The sequence below is a fragment of the Bacillus nitratireducens genome (assembly GCF_036320425.1).
In the GTDB taxonomy this organism is placed as follows: domain Bacteria; phylum Bacillota; class Bacilli; order Bacillales; family Bacillaceae_G; genus Bacillus_A; species Bacillus_A nitratireducens.
Map to the genome: position 1 here is coordinate 182,535 of NZ_JAUMJO010000006.1, position 17,539 is coordinate 200,073.

The 17,539-nt window shown below is 35.6% G+C and carries 18 protein-coding genes and 1 pseudogene; 8 read left to right on the forward strand and 11 right to left on the reverse strand.

Going from position 1 to position 17,539, the window contains the following annotated elements; all coding sequences use genetic code 11:
- The first annotated feature begins 395 nt into the window (after positions 1–395).
- Positions 396–1,799, forward strand: a complete 1,404-nt coding sequence (gene bcaP / locus Q3V31_RS22855; protein WP_033670382.1) for a branched-chain amino acid transporter BcaP — start codon at positions 396–398, stop codon at positions 1,797–1,799.
- Positions 1,800–1,893: 94 nt separating this feature from the next.
- Here the strand turns inward: bcaP and Q3V31_RS22860 are convergent, their stop codons facing one another.
- Both Q3V31_RS22860 and Q3V31_RS22865 read right to left on the reverse strand, forming a co-directional pair.
- Positions 1,894–2,097: a hypothetical protein gene (locus tag Q3V31_RS22860; RefSeq protein ID WP_002170516.1), complete on the reverse strand. Its 204-nt coding sequence runs from the start codon at positions 2,095–2,097 to the stop codon at positions 1,894–1,896.
- 80 nt (positions 2,098–2,177) lie between these two features.
- Positions 2,178–4,640 carry a LamG-like jellyroll fold domain-containing protein gene (locus tag Q3V31_RS22865; RefSeq protein ID WP_016128770.1) on the reverse strand — a complete coding sequence of 821 codons (2,463 nt, stop codon included), beginning with the start codon at positions 4,638–4,640 and terminating at the stop codon, positions 2,178–2,180.
- A 353-nt stretch (positions 4,641–4,993) separates the two neighbouring features.
- Between Q3V31_RS22865 and Q3V31_RS22870 the strand changes: the two genes are divergently transcribed.
- Positions 4,994–5,419, forward strand: a complete 426-nt coding sequence (locus Q3V31_RS22870) for an S-Ena type endospore appendage (RefSeq protein ID WP_016128769.1) — start codon at positions 4,994–4,996, stop codon at positions 5,417–5,419.
- Positions 5,420–5,479: 60 nt separating this feature from the next.
- Here the strand turns inward: Q3V31_RS22870 and Q3V31_RS22875 are convergent, their stop codons facing one another.
- The 5 genes from Q3V31_RS22875 to Q3V31_RS22895 all read right to left on the reverse strand — a co-directional run bounded on the left by Q3V31_RS22875 (position 5,480) and on the right by Q3V31_RS22895 (position 7,874).
- On the reverse strand, positions 5,480–5,824 hold the full coding sequence (locus Q3V31_RS22875; protein ID WP_016128768.1) for a DUF3992 domain-containing protein: 345 nt from the start codon (positions 5,822–5,824) through the stop codon (positions 5,480–5,482).
- A 20-nt stretch (positions 5,825–5,844) separates the two neighbouring features.
- Positions 5,845–6,213 carry a DUF3992 domain-containing protein gene (locus tag Q3V31_RS22880; RefSeq protein ID WP_002087413.1) on the reverse strand — a complete coding sequence of 123 codons (369 nt, stop codon included), beginning with the start codon at positions 6,211–6,213 and terminating at the stop codon, positions 5,845–5,847.
- A gap of 110 nt (positions 6,214–6,323) precedes the next feature.
- On the reverse strand, positions 6,324–6,929 hold the full coding sequence (locus Q3V31_RS22885) for a DedA family protein (RefSeq protein WP_016128767.1): 606 nt from the start codon (positions 6,927–6,929) through the stop codon (positions 6,324–6,326).
- Between the two features lie 11 nt (positions 6,930–6,940).
- Positions 6,941–7,222, reverse strand: coding sequence for a YkvA family protein (locus Q3V31_RS22890; protein WP_329767286.1), 282 nt, complete (start codon positions 7,220–7,222; stop codon positions 6,941–6,943).
- Positions 7,223–7,463: 241 nt separating this feature from the next.
- Positions 7,464–7,874 (reverse strand): VOC family protein, encoded by a 411-nt coding sequence (locus tag Q3V31_RS22895; protein WP_016128766.1) that lies wholly within the window; start codon positions 7,872–7,874, stop codon positions 7,464–7,466.
- Positions 7,875–7,982: 108 nt separating this feature from the next.
- Here Q3V31_RS22895 and Q3V31_RS22900 point away from each other — a divergent pair, with 108 nt between their 5' ends.
- From Q3V31_RS22900 to brnQ2, 4 genes are all read left to right on the forward strand, one after another.
- A complete protein-coding gene (locus Q3V31_RS22900) occupies positions 7,983–8,198 on the forward strand; it encodes a spore coat associated protein CotJA (RefSeq protein ID WP_000357170.1) in 216 nt (71 codons plus the stop codon).
- Positions 8,199–8,206: 8 nt separating this feature from the next.
- On the forward strand, positions 8,207–8,470 hold the full coding sequence (locus tag Q3V31_RS22905; protein WP_000194953.1) for a spore coat protein CotJB: 264 nt from the start codon (positions 8,207–8,209) through the stop codon (positions 8,468–8,470).
- Between the two features lie 164 nt (positions 8,471–8,634).
- Positions 8,635–9,204 carry a spore coat protein CotJC gene (gene cotJC / locus Q3V31_RS22910; protein ID WP_016128765.1) on the forward strand — a complete coding sequence of 190 codons (570 nt, stop codon included), beginning with the start codon at positions 8,635–8,637 and terminating at the stop codon, positions 9,202–9,204.
- 217 nt (positions 9,205–9,421) lie between these two features.
- Positions 9,422–10,738: a branched-chain amino acid transport system II carrier protein BrnQ2 gene (brnQ2, locus tag Q3V31_RS22915; RefSeq protein WP_016128764.1), complete on the forward strand. Its 1,317-nt coding sequence runs from the start codon at positions 9,422–9,424 to the stop codon at positions 10,736–10,738.
- Between the two features lie 33 nt (positions 10,739–10,771).
- On the opposite strand, the pseudogene Q3V31_RS22920 reads toward brnQ2, so the two are convergent.
- The 4 genes and pseudogenes from Q3V31_RS22920 to Q3V31_RS22935 form a co-directional block, all read right to left on the reverse strand.
- A pseudogene (locus tag Q3V31_RS22920) lies at positions 10,772–12,691 on the reverse strand (FtsX-like permease family protein); the annotation flags it as partial.
- A gap of 139 nt (positions 12,692–12,830) precedes the next feature.
- The gene (locus tag Q3V31_RS22925; RefSeq protein WP_016128762.1) at positions 12,831–13,835 is read right to left on the reverse strand and encodes an ABC transporter permease; all 1,005 of its coding nucleotides are present in this window, start codon (positions 13,833–13,835) and stop codon (positions 12,831–12,833) included.
- A 1-nt stretch (position 13,836) separates the two neighbouring features.
- Complete coding sequence (locus Q3V31_RS22930) at positions 13,837–14,703, reverse strand: ABC transporter permease subunit (RefSeq protein ID WP_033670041.1); 867 nt, start codon at positions 14,701–14,703, stop codon at positions 13,837–13,839.
- 91 nt (positions 14,704–14,794) lie between these two features.
- Entirely contained in the window at positions 14,795–15,529 is a 735-nt protein-coding gene (locus tag Q3V31_RS22935) for a YwaF family protein (protein ID WP_329767287.1), read from the reverse strand.
- Between the two features lie 211 nt (positions 15,530–15,740).
- On the opposite strand from Q3V31_RS22935, the gene Q3V31_RS22940 reads away from it, so the two are divergent.
- Complete coding sequence (locus Q3V31_RS22940; RefSeq protein ID WP_000728824.1) at positions 15,741–16,844, forward strand: efflux RND transporter periplasmic adaptor subunit; 1,104 nt, start codon at positions 15,741–15,743, stop codon at positions 16,842–16,844.
- The gene (locus Q3V31_RS22945) at positions 16,841–17,515 is read left to right on the forward strand and encodes an ABC transporter ATP-binding protein (protein WP_000609096.1); all 675 of its coding nucleotides are present in this window, start codon (positions 16,841–16,843) and stop codon (positions 17,513–17,515) included. Before Q3V31_RS22940 ends, Q3V31_RS22945 begins: the two co-directional genes overlap by 4 nt.
- The last annotated feature ends 24 nt before the right edge of the window (positions 17,516–17,539 follow it).

The following is a 17,539-nucleotide window of genomic DNA, read 5'->3' on the forward strand; positions in this document are numbered from 1 at the left end:
TTTAATGAGTGGGGAATTTTCCCATCCCCACTGATTATTAGCTGAACCAATCGGGCATTTACGGGCAGTTAATCTCCCACCTAACTTCTTTGCTCCAGCCTAGTTTTGAGGTGGGAATCTTACTGCCCGTTAATGCGGGATAAAGTGAAACTTTAATGAGTGGTTTTGTCACTCTGTTAACTCTCGTCTATTTCTGCAAGTAGTTTCCCCTATTCATTCGCATTTTATTTGTCATATTTTTATTTGACAAAATATTCTGAATTATAATAAAATTAATCCAGCAATTTTAAAAAACTACATACCATAACTGTACCTCCATTTACTTACATACTCTTTCTAGTGGGCTCATACTATATTCGCAGTTATGGAGATGAAAAATGGGAGGAGAGTCTAAAGTGAAATCATTATTACGAAAAAAAGCGCTTAGTACTGAATCACCAAGGCAGCTAGATCGAACATTAACGGCACTCGATTTAACGTTTTTAGGAATCGGCGCCGTAATTGGGACAGGGATTTTTGTATTAACAGGTATCGTAGCCGCGAAACATTCTGGCCCTGGTATTATGCTATCATTCCTTATTGCTGCATTTACTTGTGCTTGTGTAGCCTTTTGTTATGCCGAATTCGCTTCTTCTATACCAGTCTCAGGCAGTGTTTACACTTACGCATACATGACAGTCGGGGAAGTCGTCGCCTTTATCGTTGGTTGGTGTTTAATGCTCGAATATTTACTCGCTGTTGCAGCGGTAGCTGTTGGCTGGTCTGGATACTTACAATCATTGCTTCAAGGGTTCAATATACACCTTCCCACCATTATTTCCTCGGCCCCTGGTACAGGGAAAGGTGGTCTCATTGATTTACCAGCTGTTTGTATTTTACTTCTCATTACTGGTCTTTTAAGTTTTGGTATACGCGAAAGCGCACGCATTAATAATGTTATGGTCCTTATAAAATTAGCAGTTATTATCGCCTTTATTGTAGCAGGCGCAAAATATGTAAAGCCTGAAAATTGGACACCGTTCATTCCATTCGGGTACGACGGTATTATTACCGGAGCTGCCACTGTCTTCTTCGCCTTTTTAGGTTTTGATGCAATCGCAACCGCGGCAGAAGAAACGAAAAAACCGCAGCGTGACTTACCAATTGGCATTATCGGTTCCCTTCTTATTTGTACAGTTTTATACATGATCGTATCTTTCGTTTTAACAGGCATGGTCCCTTATACGCAATTAGACGTTTCTGATCCAGTTGCATTTGCACTACATTTCGTTGGTGAAGATACTATTGCGGGGCTACTTGCAGTTGGTGCGATGACAGGAATGACAACCGTTCTTTTAGTCGTTATGTATGGACAAGTTCGTGTTTCTTACGCAATGAGCCGAGACGGCTTACTCCCAAAAGCGTTATCACGCGTAAATAAAAAAGTGAAAATCCCTTTACTAAACACATGGATTACTGGGGTATTTGCAGCTTTATTAGCAGGACTTTTAGACCTACATTTACTAGCGAACTTAGTAAACATCGGCACGTTAACAGCCTTCACGTTCGTTTGCTTTGCTGTACTTATTTTACGTAAAACTCATCCTGATTTAAAACGTGGCTTCCGCACACCACTCGTACCTGTACTACCAGTTGTCGCTATTCTTTGTTGTTTATATTTAATGATTAATTTGTCTAAAACGACATGGATCAGCTTTGCAGTCTGGCTTATAATCGGTTTATGCGTCTACTTCTTCTACTCTAGAAAACATAGTCATTTAGCTAATGAAAAAACAAATGATGAGAAAAAAGAAGCATAAAAAAATAGCTCGCCTATAATAAAGGCGAGCTATTTTCATTAACGATTGTAAAACGAAAAATATACCGTTCAACTTTTGTATACTTATTTTTCCCTTACTTCGTCTCTTTCTTTTTCTTTCTCCACGCGTTTACGCTATCAAAGAAAAAGTTAATAAATAGCGTTCCTAATCCCGCTAATAAAAATGTCATTAAAAATAGAACCCATATACTTTTATCTTTTAATAAATAATATCCTACAAGGAGCACAACGGCGATCCATACATATTCAAGAATTCTTTTTATCTTTTTCTCTTCCAAATTATTCGCTCCCTTTTTCTATACTACTTTTAGTATAACAAAAAAGAAGCCTATCATGATAAGCTTCTTTTTCTTATACCTTACTTATTGATACTTTTTTCAGCCAATGAAATAGCATGCTCTAACGTACGATTCATTGATTCCACATACTCATCTTTTACATTTTTATCTTTTAACACAGATTCTGCAACTGTGATTTTTTGACTTAATGATTTAACAGAACCGTCTGTTACATTTCCATCTTGTGCTTTCTTTACTAAAGCTTTTGCAGATTCAATATTCACTTGTAATTTTTCTTTCGGTGTTTTTGGCTGTTCTTCTGCTACCTTTGATTGGACAAATGTTTGGTTTGCTGTTTTTAATTCATTATACGTTTGAACAATTTGTTCTCCTGTACTCGCTATATTCTCAAACACTTTCTTTGCATTGTCATAACCTTTTTGTAATTCTTTAAAAGCTTCTTGAGAATACTGACCTGGCTTTTCACCAAATTCATAAGTACCTGCCAATACTTCTTTCACTTTTCCGATTTCTTCATATAACGTATTTACTTGCTCTAATTTTGTACGAGTAGAAAACTCGTTATATGCCGCTACTACTTCTGAAGAACTTAATGCTTTACTATATAATTTTGCTAATGCAATTTGTCCATTTAACGGAATACCGCCATTTCCGTTGCTATCAGGATCTGCACCAAGTGCGAATGGTACGTTCGGGTGATATACTTTCCCTTGAGCTGGCTGACTATTTACTTTTTTACCATCTACATAAATTGCTACTTCACTGCCGTTATATGTTCCTGTTAAATGATACGTTTTGTTTGCTTCTAATTGAACGCCCACACGTTTATAGCTTCCGCCAATATGAGCCCATAATTCTACATAGCCACTTCCTGTAGACTCAAAACCAATTCCACCGCTCTCTGTATTTTGCAAAATACCTTGGCCGCGAATTTCATTCATTGAAAATACAGTTTCTAACGTAAATGAATTAGCTACTTTTTCTTTTTGTGCTGCTGAAAATGGAAGATATCCAAATGTATTTGCTTGTCCATTTAATTTCATTACATTTGTTTTTAAAGCTTTATTATATTCAATAGATACATTACCTTTCACATCACCTTTTGTTCCAAATGATGAGTTGTCTTTAAATGTTCCATCTAAGAAATTCACATCAAAAACGTCTGCCTTTGGTACTTTTACATTCGGATCAATGTTATCTTTTTTCGTTGTGATTTCTGCTGTTAATGGCTGCGCACTCTCATTTCCAAACGAATCAATTGCAACTACTTCAAGTGTGTAGGCTTTCCCGCCATCTAATCCTGCAAGTGTAAATGTAAGTTCTTTCGGCACTGGATCACGATAAAACTCTGAGAATGCTAATAACTTATTTTTAATCTCACCTGTTTGCTTATCCTTCGCTTGTACACGATAAGAATGGACAAGAAGGTTATCCACTGCTTGCGGGAATGTCACAGTTGCTGCGTTTTCCGTTACATTTGATACTGACAATTTCGCATCTTTCGCAAATGATGGCTTTTCTTTATCACGATCTTCTACATGCGTAAATGTTTCTTTCTTTGATGGCAACTGAATTTTCCATGGCTCGCCTGTCCAAGAATTTGTATGGAAATCACGGCGATTAATTGTTACTTCTTTATCATCTACTTCCACTAATAAACCTTGGCTTAATGTGCTAGCCCCTGGAGGAATATTCCCTTGCACTTTACCACCTTCAACTTCCATATAGCTTACAGAAGATGTACCAACGGACGTAAAGTCTTTTTGATGAATCGATCTTGGATCATCTAACGGATAATGTGAATGACCTGAGAACGTAATGACTTGTGGATATTCTTTTAATACTGCATTAATTTTCGCACTATCTTGCGTTCCCCACTCATGGCTACCATATACTGTATCTTTAATATGTTGATGTAAAAATACGAAAATCGGCTTTTCCGGATCATCTTTTTGCGCCTTTGCCATTTCTTCTTTTAACCAATTAATTTGCTTGTCCGAATAATATCCATGTGTTGTTCCATTCTCTGGAGACATAACAAGGAAATGATAACCCTTTACCACTTTATGATAATAAATCGATTCCATTCCTGTCTTTTCTAAAAAGCGCTTCTGTGCTCCCTCTACAGATAAACCGTTCCAATAATCATGATTACCTAGAGAATTCATTCGTACCGCATCTTTATTTGCATTTTCATTGTACACTTGCATGAAACGATCATATTGTTGCAGCGATCCTGTATCCGTGAAATCACCTACAATAACAAAAGCATCTTGCTTTGGTGCAAGCGTATTGAATTGCTCAATCGCTCGTTTCCAGCGAAACGTATCATCTGTTCCACTATTTTTAATATGTACATCACTTACAACTGGGAAAACGATTTTCTTCTCACTTGGTGCCTTTTCTTGCTTTTTCTCTTCCGCTTTAACCGACGTACTCCACGGTAATGATACAAATGCCAATACAAACACCATTAATAATCCAATAAGACCTTTTACTTTTCGTAAAGCAGTTCTTTCCACGTGAATCCTCCTCATAATAATTGATTCATTACAAGGGCTATTTTATCTTAAACATATTAATATCGTTTAAATAACAAATTAATTTTATTAGATTTTTGTAAATATACAGTTAATTAGGTGTTAAGTCCAACATTACTCGTACTATTGTATACAACCACCTTTTGTCTAAAAGAGTCTGATCATTCTTTTCCCATGTCTATTCACATATAATCTTTTCTATAACATTAATGATAAGTTAAGCTGTAAGCCTATTAGACAATCTTAATTTTAAAAATTTTCTTCTTTTCTTAACACATCGGCCATGCTTCTACATTTAATAGTAGTAAAAGACAACTTAAAAAGGAGGGGTTGTATTGAAGAACAAAAAAAATATTGGCTGTTTCGCTCCTTTATCTATCATTTGTCCAGACCCTTGTCCACCGCCCCCTCCTCCAAATCCAAGTTGTGAGCGAGTAACAAATGAATTTGCAGGGAATTTCCTCATAACTAACAACACCATTCTCTCTACCAAAGATGCACTACAATCAATGATACTGTGGCAAAGTGATGGGATACTGCTTATATCAGGTACTGTCTCGGTTTACAATAGTACTAGCAGCACTGAAGCAATTACAATTCAAATCATTGGAGCAGTAACCAATATTTTCACTGTGTTTCCTGGCAATACAATATCTTACACAGGTAAAGATTTAAAATCCGTTAGTATTATTAATATACAAAATAATCCTTCACTATATTTAGAAGGCAAGTACTGTTGCCAATTTACATGTTGCTTATAGAATACCAATTTTATTACTTCCTCAATTTTAAAAAAGCATACCATTTACGGTATGCTTTTTTTATGAAATTGGATAACGTACTGTAATACAAAACTCGCCTTGATTAACAGTTGTTCCTGTCGTAGTAATTCGGACAGTAGTAAAATATCGTACAGTGAAAGTACCACTACTTTGTGGTTGTACAGTAATTGTATCAACTACTGTAGCACCGACTAAAAAATCAACTGTAATGGGATTCGCGCCTACATCATATTTCACATAACCTGAACCATATATTTCTTGTGTAATATTATTCGTATATACAATTTGAGTACCAGCACCTGTAATAGACCAGTCTGTACATACTTGATCTTGCACAAGTGTTTTATTAGAACAACAAGACAAACCGGAACTTCTCATTCCCATTTCTATCCTCTCCTATTCTACTATGAAAGTGGATAACGTGTTGTAATACAAAATTCTCCCTGATACGTTCCACCAGGTGTTGCAGGTAACACAACTTGTATACTAGCAAAGCGGCGATACGTAAAAGCGATACTCGTTCCTGGGTTTAATGTTTGTGTATCAATTGTAGCCCCAGCAGAATCAAGCGCTTCTACAGTAATTGGACCTGGACCAACATCATATTTAACAAAACCAGTACCAACTACATTTTGGTTAATATTATTTGTATAAAGAACATTATCAATTGCTGTTGCAACTACAGTAGCAGACCACGGACTACACACTTTATCTTGTACATAATTTTTATCTGGACAACAAGTTAATGCTGACCCTGAGCACTCACAAGACATAGCTGTTTCCCCTCTCTCTTTTATATTCCCTATATGTGTATGTCCTTCAGAGTCTTTTGCCTGTACTATTCATCTATTTTCAAGAAATATGCAAATTCCATTACCAATGACTAGATAGATTCCGTTCTGTTTCTTTTTTTCATAAATTTATAGATTAAAATACCACCTACAACAATAACCACGACTAGTAATATCGGTAGCATATATTGTCCAACAACACCCGCTGCTTTTTCCCAATGTGGACCTAACTTCATTCCAAAATAAATATACAAAGTCGTTAACGGAAACATTGCTACAAATGTATATATACTAAATTTCCATATATTCATTTTCGCCATACCACATGGAACAGAAATAAGCGTTCGAACCCCTGGCACAAAGCGTCCAACAAATGCTACAACTGGTCCATATTTCTCAAAGAAATCATCTGCTTTTTGAATTTGTTCTTCTTTAATAAAGAAGTATTTCCCGTACTTTATTAATAGAGGACGGCCACCGTAATAACCGAGTGCGTATAACGTTAATGGTCCTGTCGTTCCGCCAAGTGTCCCAGCTAATACAGCTAACCAAAAATTCATATCACCCTCGTATACCCAATATCCAACCATGGGCAAAACAACTTCTGCTGGAATAAATTCAAACGTTAATGCTAGTACAACTCCAAAATAAGAAAACTGCTTTAAAAACTCGATTATATCTAAAATAATTTGCTCCATATTTTCAACTCCTATCCGATATTTACATTATGCTTTTCTTGCAATTGAACTGGCGCCATCTTTACAATTCGATTCAAAATGAATAACACAATTCCAATATCATCTAAAATACCGATAAACGGCAGGAAGTCTGGAATTAAATCGAGCGGCATCGCTACATAACCAACTAAAAAAGCAATAGATAAAATTTTCTTCTTTATTGAAACCTCTTTTGAAGTGAAAAAGTCAAATAAGAATGGAATGAAACGACGGACATGAAATACAACTCTTAATCTACTAATAAGTTTTTTCATTATTATTTCTCCTCTCTTTGTATACAAAAAGGACCCTACCAAATATGGTAAGGGTCCTAAAAAAGACAATAAGGGGCCTTTACCATTGCTGGTAAAGGTCTCACTAACAACGAAACGTTGCCAATAAAGCCGAGGGTTTCTCCCTGTAATGACGACTTTACTGTAATAAGTTACTCCCCTTTATATACACAGTTTTATACAATCACATTAAAATATTTGCCTAAGCTTGTCAATATTTTTCTCATTCACCATTCAGATTATTAGATTGTAAAAGGCCCTTTGCCATGTTCTCTATTGAAATAAATTGGAGTGTATGACCATCTGGATCAAGAAATATTATTTTAACTTCTTCACCGCGGCGCTCTTCTACAAATGATATTTGGTAAAGCGCTAACTTTTTCTTTAACCGCTCGATATTTGCAGTTTTTAACAATAGTTCCTTCACTGATGATGTAACAGTTTCTTGATACTCTCCCAGTCCCCTATTTACAACAAAACAAATTCTCGTTGAACCGATATCATACCACACACCTGTTACACGTATTTGTGGCCTCTCCTCGCTCGGTTTAAACCCTAGAATTCCTTCATAAAAATATAATGTTTCCTTTAAGTTTTTAGATTCTAATACAATGCATGTTGTAACACTTTCCATCCGCACTCCCCCTGCCCCTTTTAGTTTTCTATATGAGTCATAATTTGCAATTATGTACGAATACAATACGTAGTGATGAATATTTCATTTATAAAGGAGGCGTGTAACATGGATAAATTCATGAAATCTTACATACCTTATCACGGTCCAAATGATCCTTGCCCTCCAATTGGAAAGAAATATTACTCAACTCCCCCACACCTATTTATGGGCTTTCAACCACCTAACTTACCCCAATTCCCACCAAAAGAAGCTTTAAGAAAAGGGACTTTATGGCCTGCTTTTTATGATTTTTATGAAAATCCTCACAAAAAAGGACGGTGAATAAAAACGTGACACAAACATTGCCTGATGAATATTACAAATGGATTGAAGAACTACAAGAACTAGACTTTGTATTAGTTGAACTTACCCTCTATTTAGATACGCACCCCGACGATACTGCAGCTATAAATCAATTCAACGATTTCTCCTATAAACGAAGAGTATTACAACAAAAAATTGAAGAAAAATACGGGCCACTTCAGCAGTTCGGAAATAGTTATTCTAACGCTCCATGGCAATGGAGCCAAGGACCGTGGCCATGGCAAATATAAAGTGAAACTTTAATAAGTGGGGGTTTTGTTCATCCTCCACTTATTATTAGTTAAACCAATCGGGCGTTTACGGGCAGTTGCTCTCCCACTTAACTTCTTTGCTTCAACCGAATTTTGAGATGGTAGTCTTACTGCCCGTTAACGCGGGATAAAGGAGAGAAACTATGTGGATTTATGAAAAAAAATTACAATATCCTGTTAAAGTGAGTACTTGTAATCCAGCACTCGCAAGATTATTAGTTGAACAGTACGGTGGTGCGGACGGTGAACTAGCTGCCGCCCTCCGTTACTTAAATCAGCGTTATACTATTCCTGACAAAGTCGTTGGCTTACTAACCGATATCGGTACAGAAGAGTTCGCCCATTTAGAAATGATTGCTACGATGATTTATAAATTAACGAAAGATGCAACACCTGAACAAATGAAAGCTTCCGGATTAGATGCGCAGTACGCTAATCACGATAGCGCTTTGTTTTATCATAATGCAGGTGGCGTTCCTTTTACCGCTACTTATATTCAAGCAAAAGGAGACCCTATCGCAGATTTATATGAAGATATTGCCGCTGAAGAAAAAGCACGAGCAACTTATCAATGGCTAATTGATTTATCTGACGACCCCGACATAAACGACAGCTTGCGCTTTTTACGTGAACGAGAAATTGTCCATTCACAACGTTTCCGAGAAGCGGTTGAAATTTTAAAAGAAGAACGTGATAAAAAGATTTTCTTTTAACGCACATATCGTAACGATATGTGTTTTTTTATATTTAAAGTTAAATTATTCCTAATTAACATATAAATAGTATATTTATTCAATTTAATGCATTATTTTTTAATATTTATAAAATTCCCTCTTGCTTTCTAGTCATCAGACCTTTAAAATAATAACAGTTACTCGACAAATTATTTGAATTTTCGACAAAAACACTCATTAGGAGGCTTTTCTTTATATGCGTACAACTTTAAAACCAGCGCAAATACTTTCGATTAGTTTACTACTATTCGCAGTTTTCTTCGGTGCTGGTAATATGATTTTCCCGCCTCTTCTCGGTCTTTCTTCCGGAGAGAATATGTGGGTTTCCATTACAGGATTTATTATTACAGACGTCGGTTTATCTTTACTAGCTATCGTCGCTGTTGCCCTTGCTGGTGGTAGCTTTAATACTTTAGCGAGCCGTGTTCATCCAAAATTCGCAGCAGTATTCGCCATCATTATTTATCTTTCAATCGGCCCACTATTTGTTATTCCACGAACTGGATCTGTATCTTACGAAATTGGGATTTCACCACTATTCCCAGATCAATGGTACTCTATGTTAGTCTTTAGTGCGATTTTCTTTACAGTCGTCTACTTCTTATCATTAAATCCATCCAAATTAGTAGATCATATCGGTAAAATATTAACACCCATTTTACTTGTAATTATTGCAATTATGGCAACAAAAGCGATTCTTTCACCAGGATCATTTGCAGAACCTGTTGGTGACTATAAAGAAATTCCATTTTTCAAGGGATTTCTTGAAGGCTTTTTAACATTAGATGCAATCGGAGCACTCGTATTATCAACGATTGTTGTAAATGCCATTCGTCAAAACGGGATACAAGATAAGAAATCCATTGCGAAATATACAATTATTTGCGGAAGCATTGCGGCCCTGTTCTTAACAATTGTTTACTTCTTACTCGGCTATATCGGCGCTTCAAACGGGAACTTAGGACAATTTGAAAATGGCGGTCAGCTATTAGCTACTGTTATGTATCAATTCTTTGGGACAAGCGGTAATGTTTTATTAAGTATCGCAATTATCTTTGCTTGTTTAACGACAGCAATTGGTGTTGTAAGTGCATTCGCCAACTATTTCACAACAGTCCTAACAAATGTATCGTATAAAAAACTTGTTTTATATGTTTGTTTATTTAGCTTTGTTATTTCAAACTTAGGATTAAGCTTATTAATCAAAATTACATTACCCGTATTAATTATTTTGTACCCAATTACAATCATTTTAGTTTTCGTATCCTTTATTGATAAATATACGAAACGTAAACCTTCCGTCTATATCGGAGCGATGATTGCGGCATTCCTTATTAGCTGTATTCATGCACTTGATAATGTGGGAATGATACCAAGTTTTATCGCTAATATCGTACACGCAATTCCTTTTTATGAATTAGGTATTGGCTGGATTGTTCCAGCAATAATTGGTGGTATAGTCGGATACTTTATTCCGCAAACAGAAACTGAAGGTGAAGTTTCTACAAAATAGAAAAGAAGCAAGCATGAAATCCATGCTTGCTTCTTTTCTATCGCTGAATACAGTATTTGTGTACGAACGAACCGTTAACATATAGTAGCTAAAGTAAATGATGATATACACCCCTATACTCCCTAGTAAAGGAAGGCTATATTCAAACATTCCTGTAAAGCCCATCAAACTTAAAAATGCAAAGAATGTATGACAAATCGCAAGCAGTAATGGTACTACAAAAATCGCTCCTACTTGTTTTCTTACAGACTCTGTTGCTTCCCTTTTCGTTAGTCCGATTTTCTTTAACATTCCGTATGCCGGTCGCTCTGCCATCGCTTCTGTTATTTGTTTAAAGTATAAAATACATCCAGTAGCAAGAATAAAGACAATACCTAAAAATATACTTGCAAATAATAATACTGCACCATCTTGCAATTCAGATTGGCTCGCCTCTTCAAAGGATTGGAATTTTGCTTCCTTAGATAAGATAGTCCCTAACTCTTTCGTTAGCTCTCTACTACCGTTTCCTTCAACGATAAATCCACTAACTGTTGAAACAGCATGTCCTTGCTGCAGCTTATTAAATAACGAATCTTGAACAACAAGTCCAACCGGTGCAAGTTTCGCACTCACAATTGTTTCCTCACGATGATCAACGATTGTTATACCATTCCTCATCCCTTCAAAGGATACGTCGTTTCCTTCAAGCGAATTCTTTTCTATGTTATATGATTTATACGGATCTAATAAAACAACTCCCTTTTCAGAACCTAGAATGACTTGTTTATTACCTAACATAGAAGCAGATTTATTAAAATCTGACTCTTTTATAACTTGTACGTTACCATTACCTATTAAATATCCTGTTAATATTTGTTCTCCCTCTATCTTCCCTTGCATAGAGAGCATAGCTACAGACGTTTCATTTTTGATTCCTAACTCATGTTTTTGAATTTCTTTTCTAACTTTCTTATCTAACTCCTTTCCAGTTGTTACATACTCATAACTAACTGGATTCATTAACGTCGCCGTTTTCTGCGCTCCATAATACATACTAGAACTAATTCCAATTGTACATAGTGTCACTGCACTTAATAAAGATAATAGAGCAAGCATCTTTACGTTTCCTTTTATTCTGAAGAACAATGAAGAAATCGATAAAATGTTCGTTCCATTCCAATATTTCGTTTTATCTCCCTTTATTTTATGGAGTGATTTCACTGTATACTGCTCAAATAGTAAAAACGTACCTTTTACAATACACCCAAAAATAAGTAGACCTGTAATAAAGATTGCTCCAAATCCAAAAACTTGTGTGAGTAACGCAATGATATAACCTGTAATTAATAAAACAATCGCTCGTTTTGCCTTCTTACTTGAATACGTAGGTGCCTCTTCTTTCTGATTTTCACCATATAGTAATTCAACTAAACGATGCTCATAAATTAACTTTTTACTTTTCCATGATGCAATAAAGAAAATCGCACCTATCGTTATAAGGACTTCTACTATAGATAAAAATGAAATCGTAAATGTAAAAGTAAACGCACTTCCCATTAACTTCACAAGAAGCCCTGCACATATATTCGCTATAAATAAACCAGAAATAATACCTAATACACTTGCCGCAGCACCAACTAATAGTGTTTCATAAAAGAGTAACTTAGCAATTTCCTCTTTACGAATACCTAATAAACTGTATAGCGCAATTTCTTTTTTCTTCTTTCGCAAAAAGAAGCTATTACAATAAAAAATAAATATCGTTAAAAAGATAATCAACAATATTTGTGCAAACGTAAATGTCGTTTCCACTTTATCCGACTCTTTTAAAAGAGCTACTACACTTTCATTTCGTTTAATCGATACGAATGTAAAATAAATAATAATGCTGCCTACTAATGAAATAAAGTATAGAAAATAATCTTTCATATTTCGTTTTATACTACGTTTTGATACTTCTAAAAAATCCATCGTATACCTTCACCTGCTCTCGCATTTCTCTATACATGAAGTGTATACGAAATTGTATTTCTCCCCTATCGATTTTCATTACAGCTCTCTTACGATATTGTAATATAACAAAATAAAAGAACCTAGTTTCCTAGGCTCTTCACATCGTATGTTTAAAAGTAAATAACTCTTCTTTTGACTGCACAGCAGATTGTTCCTCTTCTACAACGTCCTTCTTCATCTCTCCCCCTAACCTTACTTTCATCATCGCCTCTTCTATACTTTTCACAATCATATTTCCTGAAAAAATAGTAAGTCCAAAAAATGTAATGGGAACGAGAGGAATCCATGGATGCACTGTTAATGACCTAAAGTATACTCCAATTAAACCTGACCATTCATGCGTATAAGATTCCACCTCTTTTATTTGTCCACCAAACATTACAGTCCCACCAAAGAACACTTCAAGTAATCCTAAGTGCAGTAAAATAGTAAGAGTCTGCGTAAACTGCTGAAGAAATACGAGTATAAACGGCATATAGAGATGCGGAAAAAGATGCTTTATAACAATATGTCTTCTTGATCCACCTAATATGCGCGCGGCATCAATAAATTCTTCCGTTTGTAATTTACGAACTTCCTTCGCCACATACAGTGCAATAACTGGCATCGCAAGCATTACAAGTAATACAACTTGAAACGAAGCCCTTTCAAAAAAGGTTGTTGTCTCCTCTCCGCTTCCAAATGCATTTGCAGATTGAAGAAAAAAATACGCAATCATAACTGTCGGAATAACTGTAAAACTATCAAAGAAAGCCTCAATTTTTGAAAATCCTCTTTTTATATACGTTCCGAGTACGACACCGAAAAACACACCTATTACCATTCTAAGTGCCGCAATTAAAATAGATATACCAATCGTCCACTTCGCGCCCTCAATGACTAAATGTAACAGGTCATACCCTTTCCGGTCTGTCCCGAGTAAAAATTGTAATGAAGGTGGAAACGGTGGCACTTGTGGATTTTCATCCGCATCATATTGCAATGTAACTTGTCTAATATGTCCATCATTCCATAACGTATTTCCGATGCTCAAAAGAACTAATAGGAGAAGAAACCCAATGCTTATCCAAAATCTTTTATCACGTTTTATATACGTCCACATATTATAATCTCTCCTTCATCGCAGCCGGAATGAGATAATGAAACAATTTAAATAAAATAAAAATCGGAATATATATAAGAAGCACACTAACGATGAAAACCTCAACTCTAATACCGAAATACGATTTCAAAAACATAAAAATACCACCCGTATTAAAAATCCATTCTATAATATATAAATTAGATAACATAAAAAAGATATTCGTTTTCGCAAAGAATAATGTACTAAGCAACACATTTCGTAAAATATGACGATTTAAAATATGAAAGCGCCCCAGCCCTTTCGCCTTAGCAAATAGTACATAATCTTTTTCTAGTTCATTTTCAAAACGAAGCACGACCATTTTTACAAACATAATCGTAGTCGGGATGCTCAAACACAATATTGGCAACCCTCTAATCGACTCGCCTCCAATTGAAGCAATTTGAAAAGGTAAAAAACCTGTTTGTTTAAAAAACCATACAACTAAAATTTGTGATACTAAAATAAGAAGGATATCTGGAATGGATTCTAGGAAGATGAGAAATGATTTAATGCGATGTTGTATACGCGGTGAACTACTCATAATCACATAAACAATACAAAATGCTACAAATAATGAAATGAAAAAAGCAGCCAAAAAAATAACAATCGTTTCTTTATAATGGACGAACAACTGCGGAAATAAAAATTTACCTCTCACATATTGCAAATTGGAGATATCCATTAAATTCACAAACACTTCTTTTAAACTCTGTATGTACGTTGATGCACGCAGCTCAAATCCATAAAACAACTTCGGCAGTGCCCCTAAACAAATAATACCCAAAATCGAAATAATAAATTGAATCGTCACTTCCATCCCATTCAGAAAAACTTTTTTGACCACGTTTTCCCTTCTCTCTATATGTAATTTACCCTCTAATTTTATTCTTAATTTTCTGAATTGTAAATATTTATAAAATAAAAAAATCACTAGGTTATGATCCTAGTGATTCTTTATGCGCATGCCCTTCCCTTTTCGCAAACGGCATATACAAAATAAAACATCCCGTAAGCGCAGCTATTTCTAATGAAATGATATAGTAAGGATGCGGTCCTAACATATCGAGTAATGAAGCAGTTTCTGGCTTACGAGCTAAAAACATATAATTACCGCCTGTTTTGTAATTCACAAACGAAACAATTGGAATCAATATATTTAAAAATATCATCGTCTGTTTAATAGATTGTAATGTCGGACGATATCCTTCCACCCATGTCATAAAGAGTGGTGCCCAAATGAGTAATACATGTGCAATGAAGAATTCTATAAAGCGAAAATGCGGAAAAGCATATTGCACGTTTGGCGTTAAAATGGCTTGCGATGCACCAATAATTCCTGTAAAAAACACAATCTCATATAATCGATAACTTTTCGTTACAACCATAACCGCCGCTAACAATAAACTAATCGTACATAACTCAAATGGTAATGAAGTGCCTAGCTCAAAAATCCCAGCTTTCCATTCCCACATATGAAGTCCAATCTCACTTCCTATAAATAGAAATGCAATCGCATATCGAACCGTTATATTCCACTCACTTTGACGCAATAAATCTTGGTATTGATACAGAAAAAATATCCCCACCAACATAATAAATAATATAATGACATGTTGCCTCGAGTACGGAATAAATGGTTTTAATGGATGCGCACTAAAATAAGCTTCCATCTTCCTTCCTCCTCTCCTTCATACAATATTATTATTAGAAAGAAACAACGAGTCAATTCATTTGCTTACACTTGGACAAGCTCTACCTTACATTTAGATATTCATACCTTACAAAACTGTAAGGTTATTGTAAGCTAAAACGATTTGTCAGATTCTTCACCTCTTTTATACTTAATGTAGATACTAAAACGAACGAAAAGGTGATAAATAGATGAAGAAGAAAAATAAAGTGTTAATTACTAGTGTAGTAGCAATCGGAATTGCAGCTGGATCATATTTTGCATTTGCTGGTGGTGGTTCAGAAGTAGCAATGGCATATAGCGGTTATAAAGTTACGGAAAAACAAATTGAAAATGCACAAAAATTTGGCGGCGAAGTTATTCCAAGCGGTATTGAAACAATTTCATTCGATCCAACAAAAGGCACGTATGAATTAGCTGTTAAAAAAGGTGATGAAGTGAAAAAAGGTCAGCTTCTGTTTAAATACAATGACCCTACTGCTAAACAAGGTGTAACGGAAGCAGAAATGCAAAAGAAAATCGCACAAAAAGAAGTAACATTGTTCCAAAAACAAATTGATGCAGCGAAACAAAAATTACAAAAAGATAAAAATGCAGGCCTTCCCGCTGAAGCATTAAAAGCATCAGAAATTGAAGTTGGGCAATTAGAATCACAACTTGAAATGAAGAAATTTGAAGTTGAAAAAGCTGATGAAATGATTAAAGTAGCAAAAGAAAAGGTAAACACCCTTTCTGTAACGAGCCCTACTGATGGTGTAATTGATGATATCGTAAAAACTGCTGATGAAAAAACAGGTATGAGCGGCATTACACTTCGTCACGCTGGTCCATTTAAAGTAAAAGGTCAACTCTCTGAATATGAGCTTGCTAGTATGAAAGTTGGGCAAGAAGTAACTGTTTCGTCAAAAACGGTCGCTGGTAAGACTTGGACAGGAAAAGTAACAGAAATCGGTTCTACACCATTAAAGAGTATGGACGAAAACAAAACAGTTTCTAATTACCAATTCACTGTCACATTAGACAATAGTGAAGAATTACAAAACGGCTTCCACGTATACGTGACAAGTAAATCTGGCGAAGCAACTGGTACAATTATTCCGAAAAGTAGCATCGTGAAAAAAGGTGACAAAAATGTTGTCTTCGTTATAAAAGACGGTAAAGCGAAAGAACAAGCGGTTACTGTTGAATTTGAAACAGATAGCGAAGCGAAAGTTTCTGGAGTGAAAAAAGGAGAGCAAATTATCTCTAAACCTGAAAAAGACTTAAAAGATGGTATGGAGGTTGTCGTTGAATGATTAACTTAAAAGGCATCACGAAATCTTTCCAAAATGGTGCAGAATCCGTTCAAATATTACACGGCATTGACGTAACACTGAACCAGGGAGAATTCACTTCTATTATGGGACCCTCTGGTTCTGGTAAATCAACATTAATGAACATTATCGGTTGCTTAGATAAACCAACAACAGGTGCGTATGAACTAGCTGGTCAAAATATTTCAAACATGTCTGAGACAGAACTTGCACATGTTCGTAATAAAGAGATCGGATTCATATTCCAAAACTTTATGTTACTACCAAGACTTACAGCAATGCAAAATGTTGAATTACCTCTTATTTATGCAGGTGTTGATAAAAAAGAGCGACGTGAACGTTCACTAGCAGCTTTAACAAAAGTAGGTTTAGCTGATCGTGCTACTCACTTACCAAATGAATTGTCAGGTGGACAAAAGCAGCGTGTCGCAGTCGCACGTGCAATCGTAAATAACCCGAAATTTCTCTTAGCAGATGAACCGACGGGTGCACTTGATACGAAAACGAGTACACAAATTATGGACCTCTTTTACGAACTAAACAAACAAGGCTCAACAATCATTATGATTACCCACGATCGTGAAATCGGGGAAGCGGCAGCACGTCAAATTGTAATTCGTGACGGAAATATCGTCCAAGATTGGAGAGGTTAATTTTGAACACGAGTGAAAATATAC

What these genes read in the sequence shown, in the direction of transcription:
- Q3V31_RS22885 (WP_016128767.1), bottom strand. Translation starts at nt 6,929, where the DNA reads ATGGAGCAAATTATTTTAGATATAATCGAGTTTTTAAAGCAGTTTTCT.
- Q3V31_RS22875 (WP_016128768.1), bottom strand. Translation starts at nt 5,824, where the DNA reads ATGGGAATGAGAAGTTCCGGTTTGTCTTGTTGTTCTAATAAAACACTT.
- Q3V31_RS22895 (WP_016128766.1), bottom strand. Translation starts at nt 7,874, where the DNA reads ATGGAAAGTGTTACAACATGCATTGTATTAGAATCTAAAAACTTAAAG.
- Q3V31_RS22935 (WP_329767287.1), bottom strand. Translation starts at nt 15,529, where the DNA reads ATGGAAGCTTATTTTAGTGCGCATCCATTAAAACCATTTATTCCGTAC.
- Q3V31_RS22880 (WP_002087413.1), bottom strand. Translation starts at nt 6,213, where the DNA reads ATGTCTTGTGAGTGCTCAGGGTCAGCATTAACTTGTTGTCCAGATAAA.
- Q3V31_RS22890 (WP_329767286.1), bottom strand. Translation starts at nt 7,222, where the DNA reads ATGAAAAAACTTATTAGTAGATTAAGAGTTGTATTTCATGTCCGTCGT.
- Q3V31_RS22940 (WP_000728824.1), top strand. Translation starts at nt 15,741, where the DNA reads ATGAAGAAGAAAAATAAAGTGTTAATTACTAGTGTAGTAGCAATCGGA.
- Q3V31_RS22945 (WP_000609096.1), top strand. Translation starts at nt 16,841, where the DNA reads ATGATTAACTTAAAAGGCATCACGAAATCTTTCCAAAATGGTGCAGAA.
- brnQ2 (WP_016128764.1), top strand. Translation starts at nt 9,422, where the DNA reads ATGCGTACAACTTTAAAACCAGCGCAAATACTTTCGATTAGTTTACTA.
- Q3V31_RS22925 (WP_016128762.1), bottom strand. Translation starts at nt 13,835, where the DNA reads ATGTGGACGTATATAAAACGTGATAAAAGATTTTGGATAAGCATTGGG.
- cotJC (WP_016128765.1), top strand. Translation starts at nt 8,635, where the DNA reads ATGTGGATTTATGAAAAAAAATTACAATATCCTGTTAAAGTGAGTACT.
- Q3V31_RS22900 (WP_000357170.1), top strand. Translation starts at nt 7,983, where the DNA reads ATGGATAAATTCATGAAATCTTACATACCTTATCACGGTCCAAATGAT.